Here is a 20,471-nt window from a genome sequence, read left to right as displayed (position 1 = left end):
TGTGTCGCCCCTTGTGGAATCATGTAAACTGTTTCCAACTTGCGTATCGCGTCCAAGAGGGAAAGAGGCTTGAAATGCTCCTCAACACGCCAGATCACATTGAAACTTATCGAGCATCAGGCCTGTGGGGAACTGAACGCATAGACCAGCGCTTCGCCCATTGGGCGCAGGAGCGCGCAGACGAAATCGCACTGATTGACGACCAAACCCTGCATACGGTTTGTGGACGACAACCCCAATGCCTGTCCTTTGGCCGTGCATGGCGACGCGTGGTTGCGATTTCCGAGTTCCTCTCCGGCATTGGAATGAAAAGTGACACGGTGGTGGCGGTCCTGCTGCCCCCTAGCGTCGACGCAGCCATCCTGACCCTTGTCGCCAGCCGCATGGGGCTGATCCTTGCCCCCATTCCGTTGACTTCGGGCGAAGCCGACATCCGCAACTGCCTCGAACAGGTTGGCGCCAAAGCCATTGTCTGCTGCCCCCATTATGAAAGCGAACCGGTCGGCGAACGCGCGCGCAATGTCGCCGCTGACATGTTCTCCATCCGCTTTGTCTTCTGTCTGGGCGATGGTGCCCCTGAAGGCCTGATCGAACTGCAATCGATGATGGACGATGAGGACACGGCTCTCGATGAAGAGACCTTGTTCGACATTGCCCCCCTGCCCGACGCCAATTCCGTTTTGGCCATTCATTGGGCATCGGCTGGCAGTGTGGTCAGCAAACCGTTGGGCCGCAGCCACAACCAGTTGCTGTGCGCCTCGCGCCATGTCTACGAACAGACCGGACTGGAACCCGGCGATTGCCTGATGATGGCCTATCACCTCTCCGGCCTCACAGGCTTTGCAGCCGGCATCATCACCGCCTTTGATGCGGGCATTCGGTTGCAATTCCATCAATTCCGAAACCTTCAGGGTTTCAATGCCGCTTTGTCCGAATATGGCGTCCAGCACATCATGCTGCCCGGCGGTCAATGGCGCCATCTCCACCCGGAGTTGGTCATGGCGGTTCGCGAACAGCTCAAGAGCATCTCATTGATCTGGAGCCGTTCACATGCCCAAGGGGACGTATTCCCCGAGAACGAAACCGCAGCCCGATTGCTTGATGTGACCAATTTCGGCGAACTGGCTTTGCTTGCCCAGATCAGACGCTTGCCCGGAGAAATCGGCTCGGTGCCCCTTGGCACCATCGAAGCCCGCAATGTGCCCGGTGCGGCCTATCTCGAGACCCATCTTCTAGGCGTCGATGAAACCAAAGCCAAGACCGAGAATGGTGTCGTTGGCGGTGAATTGTGCCTCAAGGGGGCAATGGTACCAACGGCTGCATTCCCGTCCGCAGGTGCTATCGAAGGCACGCCCCTGCGCATGACCGAGCATGGCTTTGTCCGTTCCGACGTCGCCTGTCAGTTGGTCACCGAAAGACATGGTGACGAGCGGGCCCTGTTCCGTCCCCTTGGTGACATTTCTGATCTATTGTCGATGGGTGGCTTGACGGAACGCGCGGTCGACATTGACACCCTTTACAAGCAATGCCCGGGGGTCACCGATGCCGCCGCCTTCACCGCACGCTCATCTGACGGGGGACCGGACCACTTGCTCGCAGCCCTTGTGGTGCATGATGAGGAAACGGCCCGGGAAGATTTCTATGCCTTTCTAAAAAGCTGCAAAGTATCCTCGACCAAATGGCCACGCGATATTCTGTTTGTTCAGGCCATTCCGCGCTCTACCGATGGCCGCGTCCAACGTGGAAGTCTGATTGAAGCCGCAAAACTTCACAATGTTGCCTGAACCTGTCTCAAGCACCAAAAACACCAATAACAAGCATACTGAGAGGGTCGCATGGCCAAGCAGGCATTGATTTTTACCGATCCGGACTATGGTCTGGATATGCCGCAATGGTCCGACATGCTGACCGAGGCGAATTTTGCCGTCTGGTCTCATTGTGTCCATTCCGAGGACAGGCCCGACGACGTATCCATGGCGGCCGACATTCTGCTGGTCGACCTGTTGGACGTCAGCAAGGACCGCGTGGCGCTCGTCGTCGAACGCGCCTCAGCCCTGCGCAAATCTCTAGGCTTCTCTCAGGCAAGGGTGCCGATGGTCGCCATTGCCGACCCCTCGGTGGCCCTGAGGGAAGAGTTACTCACGCCCTTTGCCGATGTGTTGAAACCGCCTCTCACGCTTGATCTGATCAGCAACCGCTTGACCTCACTGATGCGGCTGGCAACCATGCGAAGAGAGGCCGAGCGGCGCTCGAGAACTTTCAAACGTTTCGGCGTCGGCCTGCCGGTGGTGCCACCCCCAAGCAACCTTGAGAACCAGTCCCTTCTCTATCTGGGCTCCGGCATGGCCTTCCTGCCCGTCGAATGCGCCCTGCCCGAAACCATCAGCACCACAGCGGCCCTGACACCGGCAATGGCGCTCCATTATCTCGAGAATGAGAGTTTCGATACGCTGGTCGTCGAGTTGAGCGACTATAACGAGCATCTGATCCACTTCATTGGGGACCTGAGACGCAACCCGAACTATTTCTCCTTCCCGATCATCCTGCTGTGCCACAAGGAAGCGACAGAGGACGGTCTTGCGGGGCTGGCAGCAGGGGCAAACGACATCGTGACCTTCCCCTTCTCTGAGCGTTTCTTTGAAAACCGTATCGAAATCCTCGTCAATGAAGAGCGCTATCGCCGCCAGCTGAAAAAAATCTTCAACGAAGCCCGGCTCTTGATGCCAACCGACGCCACCACTCGGCTCTATTCGGAAGAATTTCTCAAGGCCCATCTGCAAGTGCTGCACGAACAGGAAAACACAGCCAGCATGACCTTTGCGGGGATCGATATCTCGTTTGATCTCGTGCAGGGTGAGAGGCGCGAACAATCTCCAAGCCCTGCCTTGCTGGCACGGGTCGGCCGGATGATCTATTCCCTGATGCGGGCCGAGGACTTGCTGGCCCGCCTCGACAATGGCCGCTTTGTCGCCTTTTTCCCCGATACGGACCTGTTCGAAACCCGAATTGCGCTCCAGCGCATTCGCTCCATCGTACAGCTCAGCCCCTTTGTCGAGCAGAATAGCGGCATGGGGGTCAATGTGGTGCTCGACTTCTCACTGCATCATTGCGACAGCAACAAGGTCGATTTCGACATCGAACGAATTTTAAAAGACCTGTTCGAAAATCCCGTCGTCCGCTTCTGACAAACAATACGCTGAAATATTCGTCAGCCTGACGCTTGGGCAATCTTCGCCAACTGGGTCATGATCACCGCCGTACCCTTGAGCCTTGCGCCGGGATTGTTCCAGTCGCGCGCAAGGAAAATCCGCTGATCCGGGCGGATCTTGGCCAGCAAGCCCTGCTCGGTGATGAACTGCACCAACCCCTGCGGATTGACAAATTCGTTGTTGCGGAAACCGATGACGGCCCCTTTCGGCCCGGCATCGATCTTCTCGACATTGGCCTTGCGACACAGCCCCTTGATATAGACGATCTTCAACAGATGCTTGACTTCATCGGGCTGCGGCCCGAAGCGGTCGGTCAGCTCGGCACCGAACTCGTCAATCTCATTGGCATCCACCAAATCGGCCAGACGGCGATAGAGGCTGAGGCGCAGCTGAAGATCGGCGACATAGCTGTCGGGGATCAGAACAGGCGTGCCAATGGATATCTGCGGCGACCATTTGTCTTCCATGATCGTCATATCCCCGGAGCGCAGCGAGGCGACCGCTTCTTCGAGCATCTGCTGATAAAGCTCGTAGCCAACTTCCTTGACGTGACCGGATTGCTCTTCGCCGAGCAAGTTGCCCGCCCCGCGAATATCCAGATCGTGGCTTGCCAGTTGGAACCCGGCCCCGAGGGTATCGAGGCTTTGCAGAACCTTCAGGCGACGCTCGGCGGTCGGGGTCAAAACCTTCTTGGCTGGCACGGTAAACAAGGCATAGGCACGGGTTTTCGACCGCCCCACACGACCACGCAGCTGATAAAGCTGGCTGAGGCCAAACATATCGGCACGATGAACGATCAAGGTGTTGGCTGTCGGAACATCAATGCCGGATTCAACAATCGTCGTCGACAAAAGCACATCAAACTTGCCGTCATAGAAGGCGGTCATGATGTCATCCAACTGACCAGCAGGCATCTGACCATGCGCCACGGCCACCTTCAGCTCCGGCACCTGCTCCTCCAAGAAGGTCTTGATTTGGGCAATGTCAGTGATACGGGGACAGACATAGAAGCTTTGGCCACCACGGTAGCGCTCACGCAACAAGGCTTCCCGGATCGTCAGGGCATCGAAAGGTGATATGAAGGTCCGGACCGCCAGACGGTCGACAGGCGGCGTGGCAATCAGCGACAATTCCCGTACCCCGGTCAGTGCCAGTTGCAAGGTCCGCGGAATCGGCGTTGCAGACAGGGTCAAGACATGCACATCAGCCCGTAATTCCTTCAGTCGTTCCTTGTGCTTGACGCCAAAATGCTGTTCTTCGTCGATGATCAGCAATCCCAGATCGCGGAACTCTATGCTCTTGCCAAGCAAGGCATGGGTGCCAACGACAATGTCCACCGAGCCATCCTTGAGGCCCTTCTTGGTCTGGTTCAATTGCTTGGTCGAAACCAACCGCGACGCCTGTTCGACAATCAGCGGGAAACCGGCAAAGCGGTCTGCAAAAGTCTTGTAGTGTTGCCGAGCCAACAAAGTGGTTGGCACAACGATGGCAACCTGTTTGCCATTCATCGCTGCAATAAAGGCCGCCCGCAGTGCGACTTCCGTTTTGCCAAAGCCCACATCGCCGCAAACCAGACGATCCATTGGCCGACCGGAGCCCATGTCGTCAAACACCTGTTCAATGGCGTTGAACTGGTCCTCGGTCTCGTCAAACGGGAAGCGCGCAGAAAATTCGTCATAAAGGCCTTCAGGCGGTGTGATCCGTTCGCCCTGTCGCAACTCGCGCTCAGCCGCAACCTTGATCAACTGATCCGCCATCATGCGGATCCGGGCCTTCATTTTCGATTTACGCGCCTGCCAGGCAACGCCACCCAGTTTGTCGAGCTGGGCTTCGGTGTCCTCCGAGCCATAGCGCGACAAAAGCTCGATATTCTCAACCGGCAGGAACAGTTTGTCGCCACCTGCATAGTGGATTTCGAGACAATCATGCGGCGCACCCGCAGCATCCACCGTCTGAAGCCCCATGAAACGGCCGATACCATGCTCGATATGGACGACGATATCCCCCTGCGACAAGCTGGTCGCTTCGGTCAGAATGTCAGAGCTTTTCTTGCGGCGGCGTTTGGAACGGATCAGCCGATCGCCCAGAATATCCTGCTCGCCGATCACCACATCCTTGTCCGTCTCAAAGCCGCTTTCCAGCTCCAGAACGGTCAGGCCCACCTGCTTAGCAGTGATCACACTGCGCGCCGCCCATGTCTCATACGGCACAAGCCCGCTGATGCCATGGTCAGTCAGAACCTGATGCATCCGCTCTGCTGAGCCTCTGGTCCAGCAGGCAATGGTAACCCGTTTCTTTTGTTCTTTCAGGGTCTTGATGTGCTCAATCACAGCATCGAACACATTGACATTGTCCGCACTGCGTTCCGCAGCAAAGGTGCGACCCTGTTTGCCACCAAGGTCAATGATTGTCTCGACACCGGTTGGCGGCACATCAAACGGCGACATACGGATGCGGGTCTGCGTCCCCAGCCGACTGGTCCATTCTTCCTTGTCGAGATAAAGCAGAGAAGGCTCTATCGGCTTGTAAGGCACGCTTTGTTCCAGCCCGGACTCCATCCCTTCCTTGCGGGCGAGATAGTGATCCTGCACCAGATCCATGCGCTCGCCGATGGCATCATCGCTGAGCGGGTCCAGCAGAACCGGCGCGTCTTCGGTAAAGTCGAACAGGCTTTCCAGATCATCATTGAAGAAAGGCAACCAATGCTCGATCCCCTGATAACGTCGCCCTTCACTGACCGCCTGATAGAGCATGTCATCGCGGGTGGACGCGCCGAAACTGGCTGTATAGCGACGGCGGAAACTGGAAACTGCCTCATCGGTCAGCACCACTTCAGAGGCGGAGACCAGTTCGATTTCGCGCAATTGGCCGACAGAACGCTGGTTCTGCGGATCAAAGCTGCGAATGCTTTCAAGTGTGTCACCAAAGAAATCAAGCCGCACCGGCTCCTCAGCCCCCGGCGCAAACAGATCGAGAATGCCGCCACGCACCGCATATTCCCCCTGCTCGCGCACCGTCGGGGTGCGCAGGAAGCCGTTGGTCTCAAGCCAACCAATCAGGTCGTCCATATCGACACAGTTTCCCGGACGGGCCGACCAGCTCTGTTTGCGCACCGACGCGCGGCTCGGCACCCGCTGGAGGATCGCATTGACGGAGGTCAGCAACACGGTTGGCTGACCGAAGGTCTGGTAGGCCATTCGGGACAAGGCTGTCATGCGCCGGGCCGAGATTTCGGCATTGGGAGACACCCGGTCATAGGGCACGCAGTCCCAAGCTGGAAACGAAACACAGTCCAGCTTGGGTGCAAAATAACGCAAGGCCTGTTCCATCGACGCCATCCGCCGATCATCACGGGCAACATAGACCGCAACAATCTTGCGGTCCTTATTGGCCTTGAGATGAGCAGCAGCCACTTCCGCCAGCGCATAGCCTTCCAGTCCGTCAGGCACATGGGTGACGTTGATCATCATCGAGGAGGACAGGGCGTCAGAAAAATTGGTCATTGCGAAATGTGGCTCATCAAAAGGCGGGAACAGAACGGCAGGCAATTGCCTTATGGCACAAAAGACACCCTAAAGGCCAGAAATGACAAAGGCGGCCCGATAGATCGCCCAGAGAACGAAATGTCGGACCGCCTTTGAAAAATCCAAATCAGAGCAAGCCTGTTTCGAAATTCTCGTGGTAGTTTTTGATTTTGTAGAAGAGCGGGCAATCAAAGGCTTCCGGCACGGGCAACTCATCGGTGAACCACTGAATCAAATCGCGGTCAAACTGATCGAGCAGCATTTCCAACTGCCCCAGTTCCTCATCACTGAGATTGTCCAGCTCGCCATCGACGAAACGGCCAAACATCAGGTCCATTTCCTTGATACCGCGATGCCAGGCACGCATGAGAATCTTTTTGCGGCGGACATCAAGCCCTTCACTGCTACGGGTGGTACCTTGGGACATGGTCTAGCTCCTATGAGGGTCTTTTCAAAGTTGGTTCTGTATAGCGCCTGTCAACGCACTTGTCAGCATCTGATCGATCAGCTATCACAAAACAAATGGTGAACATGGATTGACGTTATACAGGATTTTGTCCATGCTTCGCATGATTTGTCCATTGCCCCAAAAGAGCCGATCAAAAGAGCCACACCATGCGCCCTAGCCACCTCAACAGCTACTTTGCGTCCCTGATGTCGCTCAAGGGCGTGGGACCCAAGATCGCACAAGCCTTTGCCAAGCTATTGCGCGGTGATGTTCTGCTCGAAGCCCGGCGGATTGATCTGCTGCTGCATATGCCGGTCGGGGTGATCGACCGCAGCCTGCAGTCCGATCTCGCAACCGCCCCCGAAGGGGCCATCGTCACAGTCAAGGTGACCATCGACAAACATCTGCCGCCACCACGCAACAATCGCCGTGTCCCTTATCGCATTCTCGCCCATGACGAGACGGACGATCTGACCTTGACCTATTTTCATGCCAAGGGAGGCTATCTCGAAAAGCAATTGCCCGTCGGCGAAATGCGTTACATTTCGGGTCGGTTGGAGCGGTTCAATGGCGGCCCACAAATCACCCACCCGGATCATGTGGTCTCGGAAGCCGATTTTGCCACCATGCCACTGCTGGAACCCGTCTATCCGCTGACGGCCGGGCTGTCGGGCAAAGTGCTGCATAAGGCCGTGCAAGCGTCCCTTGATGATCTGGAATCCTTGCCCGAGTGGCAGGATCAGGCTCTGATGGATCGGGAAAAATGGATGCCCTTCGACGAAGCGCTCCGGCGTGTCCATCTGCCGCACGATCTCGCTGATCTGGAAGAAACCTCCCCGGTCCGCAAGCGCTTGGCCTATGACGAGTGTCTCGCCAACCAGTTGGCACTGGCACTGGTGCGCAGCAAGGTGAAAAAATCCGCAGGCATCGCCCGTTGCTGGGAGGGCAAGCTAAAGGCAAAACTGCTCGCAGCCCTGCCCTTCACACTGACCGGCAGCCAGACGGAAGCCATCGCAGACATCGAGGCCGATCTGGCTTTACCTGAACGCATGTTGCGGCTGGTGCAAGGCGATGTCGGCAGCGGCAAGACCATGGTTGCCCTGATGGCCGCCGCCGACGTAATCGACTCTGGCTCGCAAGCCGCGATGATGGCGCCGACCGATCTGCTGGCCCGCCAACATTATCAATCCGTCAAATCGCTGTGCGAGGCGGTTGGCATCCGCGTTGCGGTTCTGACCGGCAAAGACACAGCCGCCACGAGGCGTGACACCTTATCGGCACTGGAAAAAGGCGACATCGACTTCCTGCTAGGCACCCACGCCTTGTTTCAGCAGACAGTCGTCTTTGCCGATTTGGGATTGGCCATCGTCGACGAGCAGCACCGCTTTGGTGTCCATCAGCGGCTCACTCTGTCGGCCAAGGGCGAAGCAACAGACTTGTTGGTGATGACTGCCACCCCGATCCCGCGCACCCTCGTGCTCACCCATTATGGCGACATGGATGTCTCCCTGCTGACCGAAAAGCCGGCGGGACGCAAACCGATCGACACCCGCACCATGAATCTTGAAAGACTGCCCGAGCTTGTCCAGCGACTGGCTCAAGCCATTGATCAGGGTGTGAAATGCTATTGGGTCTGCCCACTGGTCGAAGAATCCGAGCTGCTTGATGCGACCGCCGCAGAAGATCGCTACGCCACTCTAAAGCAGGTCTTTGGCAATAAGGTGGAACTGGTCCATGGCCGCATGACATCGGATGAGAAACGCTCCGCCATGGAACACTTCAAGGATGGCGACGCGCAAATCCTTGTCGCCACCACGGTGATTGAAGTCGGCGTTGATGTGCCCGAAGCCACCATCATGGTGATCGAACATGCCGAACGCTTCGGCCTCGCCCAGTTGCATCAGCTGCGCGGCCGAGTGGGCCGTGGCGACAAGGCCTCATCCTGCATCCTGTTGTTCAAGGGGCCGCTTGGCCAAGTGGCGCGCGAGCGGCTCAACATGATGCGCGAAACAGAAGATGGCTTCCGCATTGCCGAGGCCGATTTGCGGTTACGTGGAGAGGGTGACGTGTTGGGCACCAAGCAATCGGGCCTGCCGGGCTTTCGCCTGACCGACCCGGAAGCCCATAAGGGACTGATGGAAATGGCCCGCACGGAAGGCCGCCTGATCATTGAGACCAATCCGGATCTGGAAGGCATCCGTGGAGCAGCCTTGCGCGATTTGCTCTATCTATTCAGCAGAGACGAAGCAATCCGTTTGCTCAAAGCCGGTTAATCGAGCCGCGCTCACCGGCCCAGAACCGGAAAGAATTTGCGTTTTCTGCGCGTCTGTTTCGGATCGGAAAGCGTATCTGCTTCCTCTGATGGACCGTCACTTGGGGATGCATCTTCAGGCGCATCCACCTCAATCTGCGCGATGTCTACCACATCACTCTCGATGGTCTGTGGTTCGATACCGAATTTCTCGGCAAGCTTGTCCCGCTCTTCTTCAGCGGCATGTTTGGCAATGAAGTCTGGCGTCACAAGACCCGCAGAAATAACCAGCTTGGCAGCATCTTCAACACTCATATCAAGGATGATCACATCCTCCCGCGGCACGAACAGCAGGAAACCGGAGGTCGGGTTCGGTGTGGTCGGCAAGAAGACCGAGATGAACCCCTCGTTACTGCCTGTCCGATCGGCCAACCGATGCGACACTTCCCCCATGGTGCTGGTCGCGATAAAGGACAGCGCCCACAAGTCCCGCCGTGGATACTCGATCACCGCAGCCTTCGTGAAGGTCTGGCCTTTCTGGGAGAGGACCGTTTCGAATATCTGCTTGAGCGCGTTGTAAATGTTACGCACCAAGGGCATCCGACCCACCATCACCTCGCCGTAACTCAGGAAGGAGCGACCAACAAAGTTGGCTGTCAGGAAGCCCAGAATGGTCAGAATGATCAGCGAGAAGATAAGCCCAACACCGGGCACAGAGAACGGCAGATAATTGTCCGGATTGTAGATATGCGGAATGTAGGGTTTGACCGTATCATCGACCCACTGGATGAAGGACCACGTGATGAACAGAGTGATGCCGATCGGCGCGGCGATGACAAGGCCGGTCAGAAAGTAATTTCGAATGCGTGCGCCAAAACTCAAACCGGCATGCTCCTGAGAGTCTTTCTTGTCTTCGCCTTTATGTTTGGACATATTCTGCTTCTTCCTGTTGAGCGCACACCTGTCGAGCGACCTGACCGGGAGCGGGAAACCGCATCTCACACGTCTCGAACAGCGCACCATCGCTGACTTGCATGACTGGTCGGCATGACTGCATCAAAACAATCCGCCCACCGGGCACACCAGTCAACCTATCTTGTAAATAGTGCGGCGACGGGCATTTGAAAAGCACAATCAGCGTGTTTCGTGCCGTTTTCGTGATCTCTGAGCAATTGCACCCAGCGTTTCAACTGCCTATATGCTAGGGTGGCCGCGCACACAATTGAAGTTGCGTCGCAATCGCGAGAAGTCATTCATGGAACATTTGAAACGCCCATTCTTCATGTCGATCGGACTGATCCTGTCCGGCATTGGCATTGCAGGGGCATTTCTTCCCGTTTTGCCGTCGACCATCTTCTTTATCGGAGCAGCCTACTTCTTTGCCCGCAGCTCTCCCCGTCTAGAAGCCTGGCTTCTGACGCACCCTTTATTTGGGCCTCCCGTCGTCGCCTGGCAGGATCACGGCGCAATTCCGCGCAAGGCAAAATACCTTGCCTTTGCGGGCATGGCGTTGGGGTTCGTCTCATTTCTCTATCTCGTGCAGCCCGGACTTTGGCTTCTTGTCGGAGTGTCCCTGTTTTTCGCTGCCAGTGCTCTTTACGTCGGCACAAGACCAGATGGACCAACGCCCAATCCAGGCTCAGACCTATAGGTCTTTCCCTCCATGGCGGGGAAAAGGGCGCCATCGGGCGCCCATGCATGATGCAGGCGATCACTCCACCGTGACGGATTTTGCCAGATTGCGCGGCTGATCAACATCGGTACCCATGAAGTTTGCCGTGTGATAGGCAAGCAACTGTACCGGCAAAGCAAGAACGATCGGTGCGATGATATCCGGCACGGTCGGCATGACGATCGTCTGACAATCTTCAAGCCCGTTCTTGTCCGCCCCCGCCTGATCGGTAATCAGGATGATCCGACCATCACGGGCCGCCACTTCCTGCATGTTGGAAACGGTCTTCTCATAGGAAGAATCATTCGGAGCAATGACGACAACCGGCATGGTCTCGTCAATCAGGGCAATCGGTCCGTGCTTCAATTCACCCGCCGCATAGCCTTCCGCGTGGATATAGGAGATCTCCTTGAGCTTCAGCGCCCCTTCCATGGCCAGCGGGAAGTTGGTGCCGCGGCCCAAATACAGCACATGCTTGACCTTGGAAAGATCATGGGCCAGCGCCTCGATATCGTCGGAGGCTCTCAATGCCTGACGGATATATTTTGGCAGCTCACTCAGTGCCTTGACATAATCTTGCTCTTCCGCCGCCGAAATGGTGCCCCGCGCACGACCAGCCATGATGGCCAAGGCCAGCAACACCGACAACTGGCAGGTAAAGGCCTTGGTCGAAGCCACGCCAATTTCCGGTCCGGCAATGGTCGGAAAGATTGCATCGCTTTCGCGCGCGATGGTGCTTTCCTGCACATTGACGATGGCCGCAATATGCTGCTTTTGGGCACGGCAATAGCGCAAGGAAGCCAGCGTATCTGCCGTCTCACCCGATTGAGAGATGAAGAGGGCCAAGCCGCCCTCTTCCATCGGCATCTCGCGATAGCGGAATTCTGACGCAACATCGATATCGACCGGAATGCGGGCCAGACGCTCAAACCAGTATTTGGCCACCACGCCCGCATAATAGGCCGTGCCGCAAGCCGACATCGCAATCCGGTTCAAACTGGCAAAGTCAAAGGGCAGCTTGTTGTTAAACCGAACGGTGCCGGAAGCAAAATCAACATAGTGAGCAAGGGTATGCTGGATCACCTCGGGCTGCTCATGCATTTCCTTTTCCATGAAATGCTTGTGGTTGCCCTTGTCGACAATGTTGGCCGAAGCCTGCGCCGTGGTAGACCCGCGTTGAACCAGTTCGTTATGCTCATCAAAGATCGAGATTGTGGTGCGGCTCAGAACCACCCAATCGCCTTCTTCGAGATAGGTGATCTCATCGGTGAACGGTGCCAGTGCGAAAGCATCGGACCCAAGGAACATCTGTCCTTCCCCGTGACCAACTGCCAAGGGCGAGCCGCGACGGGCACCGATCATCAGGTCTTCCTCGCCGGAAAAGATAATCGCCAGCGAGAAAGCCCCTTCCAATCGGCCGAGCACAGCAGACACCGCATCGACCGGCATCTTGCCTGCATTGAGTTCATCCTGAATGAGATGAACAACGGTTTCGGTATCGGTTTCGGTCTCGAACACGTGGCCCTTGGCGGTCATCTCTTGGCGTAACTCGCGGAAGTTCTCGATGATGCCATTATGAACAGCGGCTACATTGCCCGCGACATGCGGATGAGCGTTGGTTTCGTTCGGGATGCCATGGGTCGCCCAACGGGTATGCCCAATGCCAATGGTGCCATTGAGCGGATTGTCACCCAGTAGTAATTCGAGATTGCGCAGTTTGCCTGCGGCTCGCCGCCGTCCCAACTGCCCCTCATGGATCGTGGCAACGCCAGCGGAATCATATCCGCGATATTCAAGGCGCTTCAAGGCATCGACGAGCAACGGAGCAACAGCTTCGTTACCAAGAATTCCAACAATTCCACACATGGCAATGTCTTTCCTGAAAAAGAGGGTCGTCGTTGATACGACGCGCAAATATTCATTTGCTTTTGGGTAACCCACGCAAACCGGATTCGCGAAATCAAATCAGTTTGCAGTTTCTAACGGCCCAGTCCTTAAAAGACAGGTGCCAAACGTAACCTTATGACTTTTTGGCCTTTTTCGCCCTGAAGGCAGCCGCCCAGCCGTCCTTTACAAAGGCCTTGGCACGGGTCACGGCAAGGGCATCAGCGTTAACGGGAGATGTGATAACGCTACCGGCCCCGACAATCGCTCCGTCCCCGATCTTGGCCGGAGCAACCAGAGCGGTGTTCGACCCAATGAAGGCCCCGACCCCGATGTCGGTCTGGAATTTGTTGAACCCATCATAGTTGCAGGTGATGGTCCCGGCCCCGATATTGGCCTTCGAGCCAATGCGGGCGTCGCCAATATAGGACAGGTGATTGACCTTCGCCCCTTTTTCGATCTTCGCCTTTTTGGTCTCGACAAAGTTGCCAATCTTGACGTCCGCTTCCAACTCGGTGCCCGGCCGCAGACGCGCATAAGGACCAACAACACAGCCTTCGGCCACGCTCGCCCCTTCCAGATGAGAAAAGGCGCGAATGGTGGCATGGTCCGCAACGCTGACGCCGGGTGCGAAAATCACATTCTGCTCGATCAATACATCCCTGCCCAGCTTGGTATCGTGAGAGAAAAAGACCGTATCAGGCGCAAGCAGGGTCGCCCCCTCTTCCATCGCCTTGAGCCGAGCCGCAGCCTGATAGGATGCTTCAACCTTGGCCAGATGAGCGCGATTATTGACCCCTTGCAGCTCCGCCTCTGGCGCTTCGATCGCCGTCACGGCAAGGCCGCGTGCATTGGCAAGCTCGACCGCGTCGGTGAGATAATACTCCCCTTGGGCGTTGTTGCTGCCGATGCTTTCGAGCAAAGACAGGATCACCTTGCCAGAAAAGCCCATGATGCCGCCATTGCAGAACGTGACGCCCAGCTCCTCAGGGCTGCAATCCTTGGCTTCACGGATCGCCACCAACTTGCCGGCCTCTTCGAGCAGACGCCCATAAGGCCCCGGCTCATCCGTTCGGAAGCCAAGCACCACCACATCATTGCCCTCAGCCAGCTTCTGCCGCATGGCAAGGATGGTTTCGGTGCGCAAAAGCGGCGTATCGCCAAACAGCACGATCACATCGTCGCAAGCTTCAACCAGATCGGCCTTGGCGGCCAGCACCGCATGGCCTGTGCCCAGCCGTTCCGTTTGTACGTGCGCATATACAGCGGGGTGAATGGCCGCTGCCGCCTTGTGGACAGCCTCCATTTCAGGCCCGACCACCACAGACACCAGTTCAACACCCGCGTCCCGCGCCACTTTGGTCACATGACCGGCCATCGACAGCCCGGCCACCTCGTGCAAAACCTTTGGTTTGCTGGACTTCATGCGGGTTCCCTGACCTGCAGCCAGAATGATCGCCTGGCATCTACGCTCAGCCATGAATGCTCTCCTTGCGGACAATTAGTTTTCTCTATGCTTCTTAGTTCATATTTAACTAAGGAACAATTGAGACACTTCATAGAACGACCCTTGCGGGACTCACAAAAAAAGACTTTGCTTAACGGAGCGTGAAACACAGATTCGCGCGTGAAGGAGGCAGTTTGTAATGGCGCGGCCAGGCAAAGCCATCTTCGATGTAGCCATGATGGCAGGTTGGGCATTTGCGGCAGTCCTGACCGGCTTGGTTGCCTTGACGATGGTGGATGACACCGGCGATTCCGCGACAGGCCCCAGTGTAGTAGCATCACTGGGCAACGACGATTCACGCCTTGTGACCGGCAGCATAGACCGCCAGAGCACCGGCACGGTCCGGCCGCACAATCTCCAAATCAACAATCCGGTTGCCCGCCAGAATGAAAGCTTCAATCCTTTTTCCGATCAGGTAAACCATCAATCGGACCAGATCCGCGATGTTTTGGCCGAACTGAGAGCCCTAAAGCGTGAAGTTGCCGCCTTCCATGTGAGCACCAAGCGTCTGCGCAGCGAAAATGATCTCTTGAAACAGCGTCTGGCCAAACTGGAACAGCCCCGAACAACGGATAATGCGCCGGTCCGCGTTGTGACCTTGCCGAAACGCGACGATGACCGGGTTCTTTGGCCACGCTCTGCAGACAACAACATGCCGATCGACAACACCGCCACTGGCTCCATTGCGCCGACTAACCCGATTCCACCAAGTGGCCCTGCTTTCGATCCCTTTCAGAAAAAGCCCCAGTCTGCGGTAAAAGTCTCTCAGGAACCACTGAATATGGATCTGACGGTTGAGGGACCCAATGGCCATATGATGCTGCCAAAGATCAAGCCAAACGAGCGTCCAGCCGTGCTGCAAAAAGCCCATGAGGGCCTCAAGCCAAAAAGCGAAGTGGTGGATGCCCCGCAACAGGCGCTCAATTCCAGCCAAACCTCCTTCGGACTGGATCTGGGGCAGTTCATCTCCATCGCCGATCTCGAAGGTGCATGGAAAGAAGTCTCGATCTCACAACGCGCGATCGTCGGCGATCTGAAACCTCTGAGCAAGATGGTCCGCAACGCCAACAACCAACTGTCCCTCGATCTGATCGCAGGACCGATCCAGAACGCAGCCCAAGCAGCCAACCTGTGCGCACAGTTGAAGTTTCGTGGCTATGCCTGTCGGGTTTCCGTCTATCAGGGACAGGCACTGGCAAGCCGCTAGAGCATTTTGTGCCCTCCACCCGCTCGGGCTGTCATCCCGTCTCAAGACGGATTGCGCCGCGACCAAGAGACGTATAAAAGCAACTCATCTTACGTAAACGCCCTGAGCAATCAGTCCCCATTTCAAGACTGACATGCCTTCAGCTTTGCGCCACCCTTGCCGATCCCTTCTTTGCCAGCTGAAGAGGCCACCCCGTGTCACCGCATCTCCTTGCCTATCTGCTGCTCGCAGCCAGTCCCTTTTTCTTTTCCTCCAATATCATTATTGGCTCGATCGCGGTGCGCTCGATTGAACCCTTCACCTTGACATTCTTTCGCTGGGGGCTGGCTTTCCTGATCATCCTGCCGATGGCATGGCGGGCGATGGCCAATCACCGGCACCTTCTGATGGCGCAATGGAAGCTGATTTCTCTCAATGCCTTTCTCGCCATGGGGCTGTGCGGTACCGGGGTCTACTGGGCACTGAAAAACACCTCAGCAACCAACGGAACATTGATCTACACCGCCGCCCCGGTCATCATCATTCTGATGGAATGGCTGTTTCGTGGCCGCGCCATCAGTTTGCGCGAAATTCTCGGAATCATCGCGGCGATCTGCGGCATTCTCTTCATTATTTTCAAAGGGAGTTTGACGGCTATGATGGCAGTGCAGTTCAACAGCGGAGATCTGCTGTTCGTGATTGCTGCAACCTCCTGGGCTATCTATTCCGTGCTATCGAAGAATGAAGCCCTGCGCCCCGTGCCGACCGTTGGCATGTTCGCCATTGTTGCCTTGATTGGCGCGGTGATACAGGTGCCCTTCATGATCTGGGAGCTGGGCACGACTGGGGCTTTCCCGACCACACAGGATCAATGGGCGAGCCTGATGGGGCTGGCCTTCATCTCGTCCGTTCTGGCCTTTATCGCCTACCAGTTTGGCATCAAGACCCTCGGCCCGGCGACGGCAGGCATCTTCATGTATTTCATGCCGCCAGTCGGGGTGGTACTCGCCGTTGTGTTCCTTGGCGAGCAGTTCCACACCTTCCATATGGTCGGACTGGTGCTGGTGCTCTCAGGGGTGATTATGGCAACATTTCCTGCAAGACAGTTGTTCCGCAAGACCCAACAGGCCTAGCCAACAGGATGCGTGCGCCCGCCTCAGCCAAGATTATTGAGGGCGGGCAGCATTTCCTGAAGCCAGAAGGCGGCATTCTGCACCTGACCGGTGACGAACAAAATCCCGGTCACGACCAGCAGACCGCCCATGAGCTTTTCAACCAGCCCCATATGCTTTTTGAAACGCTGCATCATGCCCAGAAACTGTCCGGCGAAAGCTGCAGCCAGCAAAAACGGGATCCCGAGACCGAGGCTATAGACCGTCAAAAGCAACATGCCCTGCTGCACGCTTTCCTCGGTTCCCGCCACAGCAAGGATCGTCGCCAACACCGGTCCAATGCATGGGGTCCAGCCAAAGGCAAAGGCAAGGCCGATCAGATAGGCACCGAGCAGACCGGCGGGTTTCCTCTGCACATTGACCCGCGCCTCGCGATACAAAAAGGCAATCCGAAACACGCCAAGAAAATGCAACCCCATGACGATAATGATTGCGCCTGCCACATAGGACAGAATGCCTGAATAGAGCTTGAGATATTGGCCAATGACCGACGCTCCGGCCCCCAGCAGCACAAAGACGGTGGTGAAGCCCAGCACGAAGGCAACAGCAGACAGGATGATCCGGCTCGCCGCCCGCTGCTTGTCATTGGTCCCGGTCAACTGGTCCATAGACACGCCCGCCATATAGCAAAGATAGGGCGGCACCAAAGGCAAGACGCAGGGAGAAACGAAGGAAATGAAGCCCGCCAGCAAAGCGCCGGGATAGGTTACGTCAAAGGCCATCGGATATGCTTCTCCTCGTATTTCTCATTGCCTGCCCGCCGACACTGCGCGCCAGACAGCAGCCTGCACCTGAAGGCCACAGTCGGGCCTATTGCGCCATCATGTAAGCGGGCTTCCCCCTCTCGTCCAATCACAGTCGCGAGAGGCCCCGGCTCCGCAGGCACCACTGTCTTTCCCTATTGCAGGCAATGGCGACCAAAGCAAGGGATGGAAAGGTGACATATCGGAAAGCTTGCGGCAAATCCCCTCACTGCAGCGACAAATGCTATGATATAAGACCGATAATCGCAGCCATTCGAAACCCGGAAATCACGCTGTTATGACCACTTGAGAGTTTTCCCACGAAAAATAGATTGAATTCCCTGTGGGTGTTGACTGACCTGAAAATATCTTTAAAAAGGCGCTCACCACACAAGGCGTGCCCGTAGCTCAGTTGGTAGAGCATCCGACTTTTAATCGGACGGTCGAAGGTTCGAATCCTTCCGGGCATACCAATCTCCCTCATAATCGGGACTGTATGGTTCGCTCAAAAAGCGTCCTCGGTCTGGTTTTGAGTGAAAAGTGGTAAGTTTTCTGAAAGCTTCATGCTTTAGAAAACACGGAACAGGTGCCCGTAGCTCAGTTGGTAGAGCATCCGACTTTTAATCGGACGGTCGAAGGTTCGAATCCTTCCGGGCATACCATTTCCCTTTCTTCTTCCTGAAATCCTATTGTGATTCCTTCCAGCTGCGGCTTTGTGTCCTGTATTGAGAGCCTCAAGCTGTGCCCAGCGTCGTGAAACAAGAGTTATTCACAGCGCTCCAGACTGCATCCCCCAACGCAACATGTGACAATTTAATAACTTGAAATTGCACGATTGTGACGCACTTTTTGCACCCTCTCTCCACCTCGCTGGATGAGGCAGCGACTTCAATTCCTTTAACATATTCGTGATTTTACTGATGAAGCGCAATTTTTGCGCTACATTATAGGGAAGACTTCGACCAATTCAAAAATTGACCGAAGCAATAACAGAGGAGACGCCACCACTTAGAAATCGGAGAATCATTATGAAACACGAAACCAGCAGCGGTTTCGCCGATTGGCAAACCGAACACTCAAAATCAGCGCAACAGGACAAACCTGCGCAAACCAAGATGGCAATGTGGGTCAGAGGCTTGTTCTTTGCCGCTCTCATGGCGGTTGGCACCATTGCCTATTCCACATCGTCCAAGGCAGACGATGCCAAGGCCGTCACAGCCAACGTGCCGGACGCACAGACAGAACCCGACATCGCCCCGTCCAACCTCCTGGTTTTGACGAAAGTGGATCGTGCGGCCATTCAGTTCGTCGTCAAAATGCACATTGCCAGCCTCAACCAGCAACGTGCCGACCTGTTTCACAAGACCTTCACAAAGAAGACTCAGGCCGCCTTCAATTCCCCTGACGAAATGCTGATCTTCTTCTCGATCCGCTATTTGCCGGTCGTTTTTGCGGAAGATTTTCGTTTTTCAGACATCAGCCTTGATGGATCAGTCCCCATCCAGCATGGCTATCTGACTGACAGACGCGGCAAGCGCTGGCGGTTGTCCTATGGCCTGCAAAATCTTGGCGACAGCGACTGGCGGATCATTTCAAGCGCCATTGTCTTTGCCCCGGGCGATCCAGCCTAACGCCCATATCGACCTGTTGTGAGGGATATCAGATCCCTCACAAGGCCACCCTTTCAGAACGAACGGAAGCTTTCCTATCAAAGGGCAGGCAGATCGCCGCGTGCCCAGCCTTCCTTGACTTCGGCCTTGTGATCGGCAAAACGGCCCGCTTCAATGGCATCCCGCATGCCCTGCATCAGAGCCTGATAATAGGCCAGATTGTTCCAGGTCAGCAGCATTGAACCAAGCGCCTCGTTCGATTTGACGAGGTGATACAGATAGGCACGGGAATAGTCGCGCGCTGCCGGGCATGTGCTTTCCGGGTCAAGCGGACGATGGTCGTCCTTGTGACGGGCATTCTTCAAGTTGATCTTGCCAAAGCGCGTATAGGCCAATCCATGGCGTCCGGCACGGGTCGGCATCACACAATCAAACATGTCGACCCCACGGCTCACCGCCTCGATCAGATCGTCCGGCGTGCCAACGCCCATCAAATAGCGCGGCTTGTTCTCCGGCAAGATCGGACAGGTCAGCTCCAGCATGTCAAGCATCACATTTTGCGGCTCACCCACGGCCAAACCACCAATCGAATAGCCTTTTAGATCCATCGCCTTGAGCGCCAAGGCCGATTCCTCACGCAGGCGCGGCACGTCGCCCCCCTGCACAATGCCAAACATCGCCTGCCCCGGACGGTCACCAAATTGCACTTTGCAACGCTCGGCCCAACGCAGGGACAGCTGCATGGCTTTTTCGATTTCTTCTTCGCTCGCAGGAAGCTTGGTGCATTCATCCAGCTGCATCTGGATATCAGAGCCCAACAAACACTGAATCTCAATCGACCGCTCCGGCGTCATCATATATTTTGCGCCATCGATGTGGGATTTGAACTCGACACCCTTCTCGCTCATCTTGCGCAACTGAGCGAGTGACATCACCTGAAAGCCACCGGAATCCGTGAGGATCGGGTAAGGCCAGTTGGCAAATTTGTGCAGACCACCCAGCGCATCAATCCGTTCAGCACCGGGCCGCAACATCAAATGGTAGGTATTACCCAGAATGACGTCGGCCCCCAGGTCCCGTACCTGACCCGGATACATGAACTTCACGGTCGCAGCGGTGCCAACCGGCATGAAGGCGGGCGTGCGGATCGTGCCGCGCGGCATGGAGACTTCCCCCCGGCGTGCCTTGCCATCCTGCGCCAGTAGCTTGAAGCTGAATTCCGTTGGGCGCGGATCTGGCAAAGGCTGGCCCAGCCCCATCCGGTC

At 56.2% G+C, this 20,471-nt stretch carries 14 protein-coding genes and 2 tRNA genes; 9 read left to right on the top strand and 7 right to left on the bottom strand.

Features of this window, described 5'->3' with window-relative positions; all coding sequences use genetic code 11:
* Positions 1 to 74: 74 nt before the first annotated feature.
* Positions 75 to 1,784: an AMP-binding protein gene (locus tag FDK21_RS05665; protein ID WP_138147754.1), complete on the top strand. Its 1,710-nt coding sequence runs from the start codon at positions 75 to 77 to the stop codon at positions 1,782 to 1,784.
* A 51-nt stretch (positions 1,785 to 1,835) separates the two neighbouring features.
* Complete coding sequence (locus FDK21_RS05660) at positions 1,836 to 3,185, top strand: diguanylate cyclase (protein ID WP_138147753.1); 1,350 nt, start codon at positions 1,836 to 1,838, stop codon at positions 3,183 to 3,185.
* Between the two features lie 23 nt (positions 3,186 to 3,208).
* Here the strand turns inward: FDK21_RS05660 and mfd are convergent, their stop codons facing one another.
* A complete protein-coding gene (mfd, locus tag FDK21_RS05655; protein WP_210238676.1) occupies positions 3,209 to 6,712 on the bottom strand; it encodes a transcription-repair coupling factor in 3,504 nt (1,167 codons plus the stop codon).
* A 148-nt stretch (positions 6,713 to 6,860) separates the two neighbouring features.
* Positions 6,861 to 7,160: a succinate dehydrogenase assembly factor 2 gene (locus FDK21_RS05650; protein ID WP_114008746.1), complete on the bottom strand. Its 300-nt coding sequence runs from the start codon at positions 7,158 to 7,160 to the stop codon at positions 6,861 to 6,863.
* Positions 7,161 to 7,348: 188 nt separating this feature from the next.
* Here FDK21_RS05650 and recG point away from each other — a divergent pair, with 188 nt between their 5' ends.
* On the top strand, positions 7,349 to 9,454 hold the full coding sequence (recG, locus tag FDK21_RS05645) for an ATP-dependent DNA helicase RecG (RefSeq protein ID WP_138147752.1): 2,106 nt from the start codon (positions 7,349 to 7,351) through the stop codon (positions 9,452 to 9,454).
* 11 nt (positions 9,455 to 9,465) lie between these two features.
* On the opposite strand, the gene FDK21_RS05640 is transcribed toward recG, so the two are convergent.
* A complete protein-coding gene (locus tag FDK21_RS05640) occupies positions 9,466 to 10,365 on the bottom strand; it encodes a DUF502 domain-containing protein (protein ID WP_138147751.1) in 900 nt (299 codons plus the stop codon).
* 322 nt (positions 10,366 to 10,687) lie between these two features.
* On the opposite strand from FDK21_RS05640, the gene FDK21_RS05635 reads away from it, so the two are divergent.
* On the top strand, positions 10,688 to 11,083 hold the full coding sequence (locus FDK21_RS05635) for a YbaN family protein (protein WP_138147750.1): 396 nt from the start codon (positions 10,688 to 10,690) through the stop codon (positions 11,081 to 11,083).
* A gap of 60 nt (positions 11,084 to 11,143) precedes the next feature.
* On the opposite strand, the gene glmS is transcribed toward FDK21_RS05635, so the two are convergent.
* Complete coding sequence (glmS, locus tag FDK21_RS05630) at positions 11,144 to 12,970, bottom strand: glutamine--fructose-6-phosphate transaminase (isomerizing) (RefSeq protein WP_138147749.1); 1,827 nt, start codon at positions 12,968 to 12,970, stop codon at positions 11,144 to 11,146.
* Positions 12,971 to 13,124: 154 nt separating this feature from the next.
* Positions 13,125 to 14,468 carry a bifunctional UDP-N-acetylglucosamine diphosphorylase/glucosamine-1-phosphate N-acetyltransferase GlmU gene (glmU, locus tag FDK21_RS05625; protein ID WP_138147748.1) on the bottom strand — a complete coding sequence of 448 codons (1,344 nt, stop codon included), beginning with the start codon at positions 14,466 to 14,468 and terminating at the stop codon, positions 13,125 to 13,127.
* A 166-nt stretch (positions 14,469 to 14,634) separates the two neighbouring features.
* Here glmU and FDK21_RS05620 point away from each other — a divergent pair, with 166 nt between their 5' ends.
* Together FDK21_RS05620 and FDK21_RS05615 are read left to right on the top strand one after the other, a co-directional pair.
* Complete coding sequence (locus FDK21_RS05620; protein ID WP_138147747.1) at positions 14,635 to 15,702, top strand: DNA replication initiation control protein YabA; 1,068 nt, start codon at positions 14,635 to 14,637, stop codon at positions 15,700 to 15,702.
* A gap of 194 nt (positions 15,703 to 15,896) precedes the next feature.
* A complete protein-coding gene (locus FDK21_RS05615) occupies positions 15,897 to 16,814 on the top strand; it encodes a DMT family transporter (protein WP_138147746.1) in 918 nt (305 codons plus the stop codon).
* A gap of 23 nt (positions 16,815 to 16,837) precedes the next feature.
* Here FDK21_RS05615 and FDK21_RS05610 read toward each other — a convergent pair whose 3' ends face one another.
* Entirely contained in the window at positions 16,838 to 17,575 is a 738-nt protein-coding gene (locus FDK21_RS05610; protein WP_114008754.1) for a cytochrome c biogenesis protein CcdA, read from the bottom strand.
* Between the two features lie 418 nt (positions 17,576 to 17,993).
* Here FDK21_RS05610 and FDK21_RS05605 point away from each other — a divergent pair.
* The 3 genes from FDK21_RS05605 (at position 17,994) to FDK21_RS05595 (ending at position 19,227) form a co-directional block, all read left to right on the top strand.
* A tRNA-Lys gene (locus FDK21_RS05605) sits at positions 17,994 to 18,069 on the top strand.
* 113 nt (positions 18,070 to 18,182) lie between these two features.
* A tRNA-Lys gene (locus FDK21_RS05600) sits at positions 18,183 to 18,258 on the top strand.
* Positions 18,259 to 18,624: 366 nt separating this feature from the next.
* A complete protein-coding gene (locus FDK21_RS05595; RefSeq protein ID WP_114008755.1) occupies positions 18,625 to 19,227 on the top strand; it encodes a DUF4864 domain-containing protein in 603 nt (200 codons plus the stop codon).
* 77 nt (positions 19,228 to 19,304) lie between these two features.
* On the opposite strand, the gene tgt is transcribed toward FDK21_RS05595, so the two are convergent.
* Positions 19,305 to 20,465 (bottom strand): tRNA guanosine(34) transglycosylase Tgt, encoded by a 1,161-nt coding sequence (gene tgt, locus FDK21_RS05590; protein WP_138147963.1) that lies wholly within the window; start codon positions 20,463 to 20,465, stop codon positions 19,305 to 19,307.
* Positions 20,466 to 20,471: the final 6 nt, after the last annotated feature.

This window comes from Cohaesibacter sp. CAU 1516, assembly GCF_005771485.1.
Classification (GTDB): Bacteria; Pseudomonadota; Alphaproteobacteria; order Rhizobiales; family Cohaesibacteraceae; genus Cohaesibacter; species Cohaesibacter intestini.
The sequence above is the reverse complement of the archived record's forward strand: the minus strand, read 5'-3'. Positions and strand labels throughout refer to the sequence as shown.

What these genes read in the sequence shown, in the direction of transcription:
- FDK21_RS05665 (WP_138147754.1), top strand. Translation starts at nt 75, where the DNA reads ATGCTCCTCAACACGCCAGATCACATTGAAACTTATCGAGCATCAGGC.
- FDK21_RS05660 (WP_138147753.1), top strand. Translation starts at nt 1,836, where the DNA reads ATGGCCAAGCAGGCATTGATTTTTACCGATCCGGACTATGGTCTGGAT.
- mfd (WP_210238676.1), bottom strand. Translation starts at nt 6,712, where the DNA reads ATGACCAATTTTTCTGACGCCCTGTCCTCCTCGATGATGATCAACGTC.
- FDK21_RS05650 (WP_114008746.1), bottom strand. Translation starts at nt 7,160, where the DNA reads ATGTCCCAAGGTACCACCCGTAGCAGTGAAGGGCTTGATGTCCGCCGC.
- recG (WP_138147752.1), top strand. Translation starts at nt 7,349, where the DNA reads ATGCGCCCTAGCCACCTCAACAGCTACTTTGCGTCCCTGATGTCGCTC.
- FDK21_RS05640 (WP_138147751.1), bottom strand. Translation starts at nt 10,365, where the DNA reads ATGTCCAAACATAAAGGCGAAGACAAGAAAGACTCTCAGGAGCATGCC.
- FDK21_RS05635 (WP_138147750.1), top strand. Translation starts at nt 10,688, where the DNA reads ATGGAACATTTGAAACGCCCATTCTTCATGTCGATCGGACTGATCCTG.
- glmS (WP_138147749.1), bottom strand. Translation starts at nt 12,970, where the DNA reads ATGTGTGGAATTGTTGGAATTCTTGGTAACGAAGCTGTTGCTCCGTTG.
- glmU (WP_138147748.1), bottom strand. Translation starts at nt 14,468, where the DNA reads ATGGCTGAGCGTAGATGCCAGGCGATCATTCTGGCTGCAGGTCAGGGA.
- FDK21_RS05620 (WP_138147747.1), top strand. Translation starts at nt 14,635, where the DNA reads ATGGCGCGGCCAGGCAAAGCCATCTTCGATGTAGCCATGATGGCAGGT.
- FDK21_RS05610 (WP_114008754.1), bottom strand. Translation starts at nt 17,575, where the DNA reads ATGGCCTTTGACGTAACCTATCCCGGCGCTTTGCTGGCGGGCTTCATT.
- FDK21_RS05595 (WP_114008755.1), top strand. Translation starts at nt 18,625, where the DNA reads ATGAAACACGAAACCAGCAGCGGTTTCGCCGATTGGCAAACCGAACAC.
- tgt (WP_138147963.1), bottom strand. Translation starts at nt 20,465, where the DNA reads ATGGGGCTGGGCCAGCCTTTGCCAGATCCGCGCCCAACGGAATTCAGC.